This window comes from Schlesneria sp., assembly GCF_036405755.1.
Lineage (GTDB): Bacteria > Planctomycetota > Planctomycetia > Planctomycetales > Planctomycetaceae > Schlesneria > Schlesneria sphaerica.
Genome location: NZ_DASWWZ010000619.1, coordinates 1 through 6950 on the forward strand (window position 1 = coordinate 1; position 6950 = coordinate 6950).

General features: G+C 57.8%; 3 protein-coding genes. 1 reads left to right on the plus strand and 2 read right to left on the minus strand.

Annotation, left to right across the window (positions count from 1 at the left end):
* Positions 1-18: 18 nt before the first annotated feature.
* Positions 19-993, plus strand: coding sequence for a quinolinate synthase NadA (gene nadA / locus VGE80_RS20455; protein ID WP_440593952.1), 975 nt, complete (start codon positions 19-21; stop codon positions 991-993).
* Between the two features lie 83 nt (positions 994-1076).
* Here the strand turns inward: nadA and VGE80_RS20460 are convergent, their stop codons facing one another.
* On the minus strand, positions 1077-2645 hold the full coding sequence (locus tag VGE80_RS20460; protein ID WP_440593950.1) for a hypothetical protein: 1569 nt from the start codon (positions 2643-2645) through the stop codon (positions 1077-1079).
* Positions 2646-2919: 274 nt separating this feature from the next.
* Positions 2920-6950: c-type cytochrome (locus VGE80_RS20465; RefSeq protein WP_440593951.1), on the minus strand; the 4031-nt coding region annotated here is incomplete at its 5' end.

The following is a 6950-nucleotide window of genomic DNA, read 5'->3' on the forward strand; positions in this document are numbered from 1 at the left end:
GACCTTCCCGTCCTGGACATGGCCGCTCCTGTCGAAGTCTATGAAGATCCGCTGGCGCTCATGGACGAAATTGACGAGCTGAAAAAGAAACAGGATGCGACCATCCTCGCTCACTTCTACGTGGACGGTGATCTGCAGGACATTGCCGATTTCACGGGAGACAGTCTGAAGCTGGCTCGCGATGCGACTAAGGTGACCACCTCGACAATCGTGTTCTGCGGCGTTCACTTCATGGGTGAATCGGCCAAGATTCTCAATCCCGAAAAACGGATTCTGATGCCCGACCTGCAGGCCGGCTGTTCGCTAGCTGACAGTTGTCCGGCAGACCGACTGGCCGCTTATCAGGCCGAACTCCGTGCGAAGGGGCACGACTTCCAGACAGTCGCGTACATTAACACCACAGCAGCTGTGAAGGCGTTGTGCGACTGGATCGTGACCAGCGGCAACGCGCGAGAGATCATCGACCGGGTTCCCGCAGATAAAGAAATTCTGTTCGTTCCCGATCAGCATCTGGGACGCTATCTGAGTTCCGTGACGGGCCGCCCGATGATCCTGTGGCCCGGCTCCTGCATGGTGCACGAGGTTTTCAGCATTCAGGACCTGCTGCGAGCCAAGCGTAACAACCCCGGTTCGCTGGTCATGGCACACCCGGAATGCCCCGCGAATATTCTTGAGATCGCCGATGTCATTGGCGGCACCGAGAAGATGCGTAAATACGTCGCGTCCGTGACGGAACCGAAGACGTTCCTCGTCGCGACCGAAGCCAACATGATTCATCCGTTGAAAAAGCTGGCTCCGCAGCATGAATACATCCCCGTGCCGGGAATCATGGCCTCCACGGGCGAGACGTGTGCGTGCAACCGCTGTCCTCACATGGCCCGGAACACACTGCAGAAGGTCCGGGACTGCCTCAAGAACGGCAGCCCCGAGATTGTCTGGCAGCCTTACTTCGCCCAGGCACAAGAGGTCTTGAAACGAAGTCTGCTTGAGTAGAAACGGTGGCCGCTCGCAGGGGGTTGTGCTGGACTCGCGGGCCCGCAACCCCGATGCGGTTTATTTCAAGACCCGCATGCAACTTATTTCAAGACGAAGCTGAGCGAGTTGGTAGCCCGCTTCTTACTCAGTTCATCGACAATGGTCAGCTTCAGCGTGTAAGCGCCTGTCGACAGACCCTCGGGGATGTAGAACTGGTAGTTGTGGAAGTAATCGCGGCGTGGGTTACGGCAGAAATCTTCTGTCGAAGGGAAGCCCTTCGTCCAGACGATCTGCCCCTCGGAGTCCTTGATTTCGATCAGAGACTTCAGTGAAGTGCGGTATTCGCCGTCCGCGGTCATCGCACTCACAAAATTTTCGACTTCCGCGTAGAGCAGGACCTCGTGTCCCGGTGTAAACTCGTTACGTGGAAACCGTTCATAGTTTCCGAAGTACGAGATCTTCCGGCAGAAGGTCATGTTCTTGATCGACAAGCCGGCTTGTTCGCGCATCTGTCTGAGAGCCCCGCTGAGTGGCGGAACTGTTTTGGCGGCGCGTTCGACCTCGTCGGGAAACTGAGCCGTATCCAGGCTGTTCGACATGGCCCAGAGAAGTTGCTGCCAGTATTCCTGCTGTGCGTTGTCCACACTGGGAATGGCCGTCAGTGCCTGTTCCTGTCGTTGTGCCATCAGGTAGAGCAGTCGCAAGTGGGCGTGTCTACGGATGTGCTCGTTCATGCGGTCCCCGTCCAGGTCTGACTTGGTCGAGGCAAGTTCCTGTTCAATCCGGGAGATCAAGGCTTCCAGGTCGTCTTGCCAGGGCAACATGGGGAGAGTGCCGACGGTGATGGGACCACTTGGGATCTCGGACTGATCAATGTCGTAGGGAAGACGCGTCGTTTCTGGTTTGTCGGAGCCTTCCGACTTCGACTTGGCGAGTCGAGACGCGGCGGCGTGACCGAGGTGCCGATCAGCCCACTTGGGGACGCCGGACTCTGAGGCGGCCACCTGTTCGACGTCGCTTGCGAGGGTGTCAGCGGTTGCAGCGGCCTGTTCTGGCTTCGCGGGTTCGGCATCCCAGTCGTTCGTTTCGCTTGCGGTGAATTCGGCTGCGGCGGCCTCGCCCTTCTTTGGATGGCCCGTCTCGACAGCGTCCTGGTCGGCCTTTTCGTCTTCTTCGACCGAGTCGAAACGAACCTTGCCGATTTCCGAAACGGCATCCGACTCGTCAGAGAACGGCTGATTCGCCTTCGAGACATGCTCGTCCACTTGTTTGTGGCGTACATCATCTGAGGGAATTGATTCAGCGTCGAACTGTGGCTCATCAGCATCGAACGAATCGTGAGCCAGGGAGGCGTGACCCGTTGTACTGACGGCGGAATCGCCTGGATGGTCGCCGGACGAATGTTCCGCCGTCTCGATATGCTCTGCATCAGCAGGACGGTCTTCGGACGATCGACTTGCACCGCGCGCTGTCTTTGGCGAGCGGAAGGAAATATCCGACTGCGACTTGAGATCCGACTCTGACTTGGCCTTGCGCGATCCCTTCAGGAAGGGTGACGCGAGGGGGCGGTCACCCAGACTCTCTGCCCGACCGAACGGCGCAGGCAGCATACATCCCCCCGCCGTAAGCGAGAGAAGTACGAGCATCAGCGGGCCGAACACGGATCGCATACCGATATCCAAAGGGAAACGCCACAACTTCGGCGGGAAATACGAGTATTGGAGGTGAACAATCGAAGATGAGATTCAATATGACTGGAATGTCGCGGACACTAGCCAAAAAATCAGAACGCATCAAGACCGGTTTAGAGGGTGATTTGCCATTCTGATTTTTGGATGGGCTTGGAACTTACTTCGGTGAAGTCCCCTGCGAAAGAGGGACCTCATTCTGCCATGGAACGCCCGCGGCAGGATCGAAACGCGGGCGATGACCGACGACCTGCCATCATTCGTCCGTTCTGATCGACCACAAATACTGCTTGATCGCCTCAAACTGCCGACGGGCGTTCCCCCCTTCGACCTGAGTGGCTGCGGTTGTTTTCAGATCAGGTGCAAACCTGGGCATGCGAGAGCCCATGTCGTAACGGGGTGGATCGAGCATTTGACGCAGTGCGAATTCAGGCCGGAGTCGGTCCTTCGCAAAGGCAAAGTTGATCCCCAGGGCGATCTGAGTGGCTTTGTCTCCACGTGGAACATCCTTCCCGACAGCATGACACTGGCGGCAATCCAGCCCACCATCCCGCAGGGTCAGTAGCCGCCCCTGTTCGACTTTGGCCGATGTCAGCTCGGTCGGTACTGGCTCTTCGAAAGCGACGCCGTGTTCGGAGGCCAACTCGTGTGCGATCAGGTTGGCGTAGGCAGGGAAGCTGGGCATGCGGGCGCGGAGCCAGGGACGTGGCTTCTGCTTGATGTTGCCTGCGAGGAACTGGGCAATCCACGGCCCCTGCAGCTTTTCACCGACCCAGGTCAGATGCGGGACCGCCTCGGGCGATTGTCCTGAACCTTCTTCGGCGATGATCTCGGGCCACAGGGAGGATGCGGAATCTCGTGAATGACAGGCCGAGCAGCGGAGTGATGTCAGAATTTGCTGGAGCCGTCCGGAGGCTTCAGGCGTGGATTTGACGGGCGTGTGCCCGGACTTGAGGTACTGACCCAGCGCCGAGCGATCGTCGTCGTTCAGGCCGTAGGTGACGCGACGCGAACCGGTCGCTTCGGATTGCAGGCAGCCTTTTGTGACCGCCCCTGCGAGAATCGAACGGACGTCAGGTGGTGCCAACTGGTCGGTCTCTTTTGTCTGGTGACAGTGGTGACAACGGAGCTCGAGGAAGCGTTTGTGACCTCGCTTGACGTCCCCCTGAAGGGAATTTGTCGACGCGGGAACCGTGCCTGTCGAGGAGTGTTCGAGATAGGCCGACAGTGCCACGACTTCCTCCGGCGTCAGATGAAAATCGGGCATCCGGCTTGTCGTGTGATTTTGATGAGGTGCTGTCAGGAATCGCTGTAACTGTCCTGGCTTGAACTTGGACTTTACGAAATGGAGTGAAACCCGATCCCATTCGGCGTTCTCGTCAGACCGGGTGAATGTGTGGCAGGCGATGCATCCGAGTCGTTCGTAGAGGACGGCCCCTTTCTCGATCGCGTCCGCGAGATCGGCCGGCTCCTGTGATCCTGCAGGTGGGGGCTCCGAATCCGGGAGCGAAGCGAGATAAGCGACCAGGTCAGCGACCGCTTGATCATCGGTTTTGCCGAGCAGGCGCGGCATCGTGGCGTCAGGACGTACGTGAGCGGGATGGCGGAGCCATTCATTCAGCCAGCCTGGTTGCAGTCGCGAACCAATGCCGTCCAGACGTGGCGCCAGACGAATCTGTTCGACGGTCAGTCCGGTGGGGAATGATGCTGATGATTCGACATTCTCAATGTGGCAGCGAGCACACTGATGTTTCTCGTAGAGAAGTCGTCCCGTGTCGGCCGTCGTGTCGCGGGGATCCGCATCCTGTGCCGAGTCATAAAACAACAGCGTTGCTGGAATCAACTCTTTGGGAAAACGGTCACTCTCCCACATCAGACCGAAGTGCGGACTTGTGATGGTGGGGACATGGCTGATTCCAATGGAGTTCAGGCCTTTTCGCAGGCGAAAGGTGATGGGGGTAGGGCCAATTCGCTGTTGCTCTCCATTGATTTCGAGAATTGTCTGAGAGTGGGCAAGCTCTGCGCCCGTGTCTTCAGTGTCACTGCTCGCGTCATCCCTGACTCTCGCTCGCACGCTGAATCGAAAGTCCCCCGTGAAGGGGACTTTCAGGTAACCAGAGATGGTGACCGGCTCAGAATTCAAACTGGGGGCGATCCCTGACCACGCCAGTTGCCGCCGAATGACGGGATGTGGCAAAGAGGAACCAGCCAGAAGCACGCCGGGCTGCAGTCGCGCGAGCAGTGCTTCTTTCTCGGGATCGAGCGTTGTTCGATGGAGTTGATCCTCAGGGAAGACATCCCCGGGAAGTCCGTTCAAGGTGAGGTAGGCGGTTTGCTCGAACGTTGTTTTGTCGGTGCTCCGCAGCAGGTAGCTGATTCCGATCTGATCGACGGGCTTCAGGTCGGGAATCTCGATGAAGACGGTTCGCCCATCGGGCAGCAATGTCGCTGACCTGGGTTCCACCACGTCACGTCCGATCTGTCCTGGTGCCGAAGGCTTCAGATCGGGTGAACCGTATTCAGCAGACCAGCGATAGTTCCAGGCTTCAAGGTCATAGTTGTCGATGTCCTCTGCATCACTGCGAAGTAGCTCGCGCGAGAACGTGAGCGAAATCCCATTTCGGTAGGTCTTCATTCCGACCAGAAGATCGACGCCTTGACCGGTATAGCGAACGCGTTGAAAGCAGCCATCGTTCACCGCACTACTCACCCAGCCTTTGAGTCCGGTGAGGTAAAGCTGGCCATCTTTTTCATGAAACTTTCCACGATGAACGCCCGAGGCGAACTGCAGATTGAATTCGGTCGATCCACCGTTCATCAGCGGTCCGGCATAAGGTCCTGCGGGGCCGGTGACGACTTGCGTTTCCGGGGTTCGGACCAGTTTCTCACGTAGCAGGAGACGCAATTCACACTGGCCATAGGAAAGATGGAGCAGTTGATTCGAAAGAGGTCCCCAGCGATCACTGGTGACCCAGACCTGACTGCCGCAACTGTTGTCTGCAAGCCGTGGGAACCAGCAGAAAGGACGTTCAAAGTCGGTGGGAGGTGTCGCCTGATGATGCGACATCATCCCCCCATAGAACCCCCCCTGATGGACGTCGAAGACGGCGGACGCGGGGGTCCACTCCCCTTCTTGCGGCGCGACCGTGATTTCATCCTGAGGGCCGATACTCATGCCATTCGGGTTGCGAAACCCTGTCGCATAAACGTCCAGCTTCTGTCCGTCCGCCGAGACTCTCAGCAGCGATCCATCGTGAGGTATGGCCGAATTACAGTTCCCTTTGACGTAGTAAAAGTTCCCGGCACGATCCGTTTCGAGACACCCAACGTATTCGTGGCCGTTGAGAGACACATACGCATCGTTATTGAAGTTCTCGTAGTAGTCAGCCTCGCCATCATTGTTGATGTCGTAAAGACGCGTTATCTGATCCCGACCGACGACGTAGATTTCACTTGGACTCGCACTTTTCCCGGTCCCTTTTTTCCGATGAATCACCTTCACGCCCAGCGGCTGGAACAAGCCGGTGGCAAAGCGACGCCAAGTGATTTTTTCCAGCTTGTCGTCGATTCCGTCGACCAGCCAGACGTCTCCATGCAGGGTGCAGACGACAGCCCGGCCATCAGGCAGAAAGTCGTGACCTCCGCAGAACATCAATGCGTTAAATCGGTTCTCAAATGGGACCGTGATTGTGTCGATGACGTAGGGGGCCGTGTCCTTCGCGACTTCACCGACCGTGACGAGGGGCTCGCCCCAGATCGTGGGACCGGGGGTCATCAGTTTTGCCAGGTCTTCCGCTGCGGACGAAGACGCCGCCAGACGCTCGAAGGCGACTTCGTCCGAAGCAGGAGACCCGATCAGTAGCTTCACCAGGACCTGGCCTGCATGCGGAGCAACGGTCAGCACGTGAGCTCCGTCTGGTCCCCGCGTCAGAGTTGCATTTTCTTTTGATTTGATCAGTCGGACCCGTGCCGAGCCATCCGCCGCCAGGATCGAAATCGGAGTGTCGGAAGGACCGATGGAGATGGTTCGACTGAGGGCACTGATCCCTTCAGCCGACTCGCGCCAGGGGGACTCCAGCAGAACTGTCGGTGCTTGGGAACCGGCCTTTGAAGTCTCTTTTGTGCCGATGGTAAATTTGAGGATTACACGCTGCTCGTGTCGGTATAGCCCTTCGTAGTGAGCTTCCGTTTTGGGAAGCGGCCCATAGGGGTTCTCCTTACGATGGTTCGTGAACTGACCATCGCGTGACACTCCTGCCAGCAGCGGATTTGTGAACGTGACGTCGC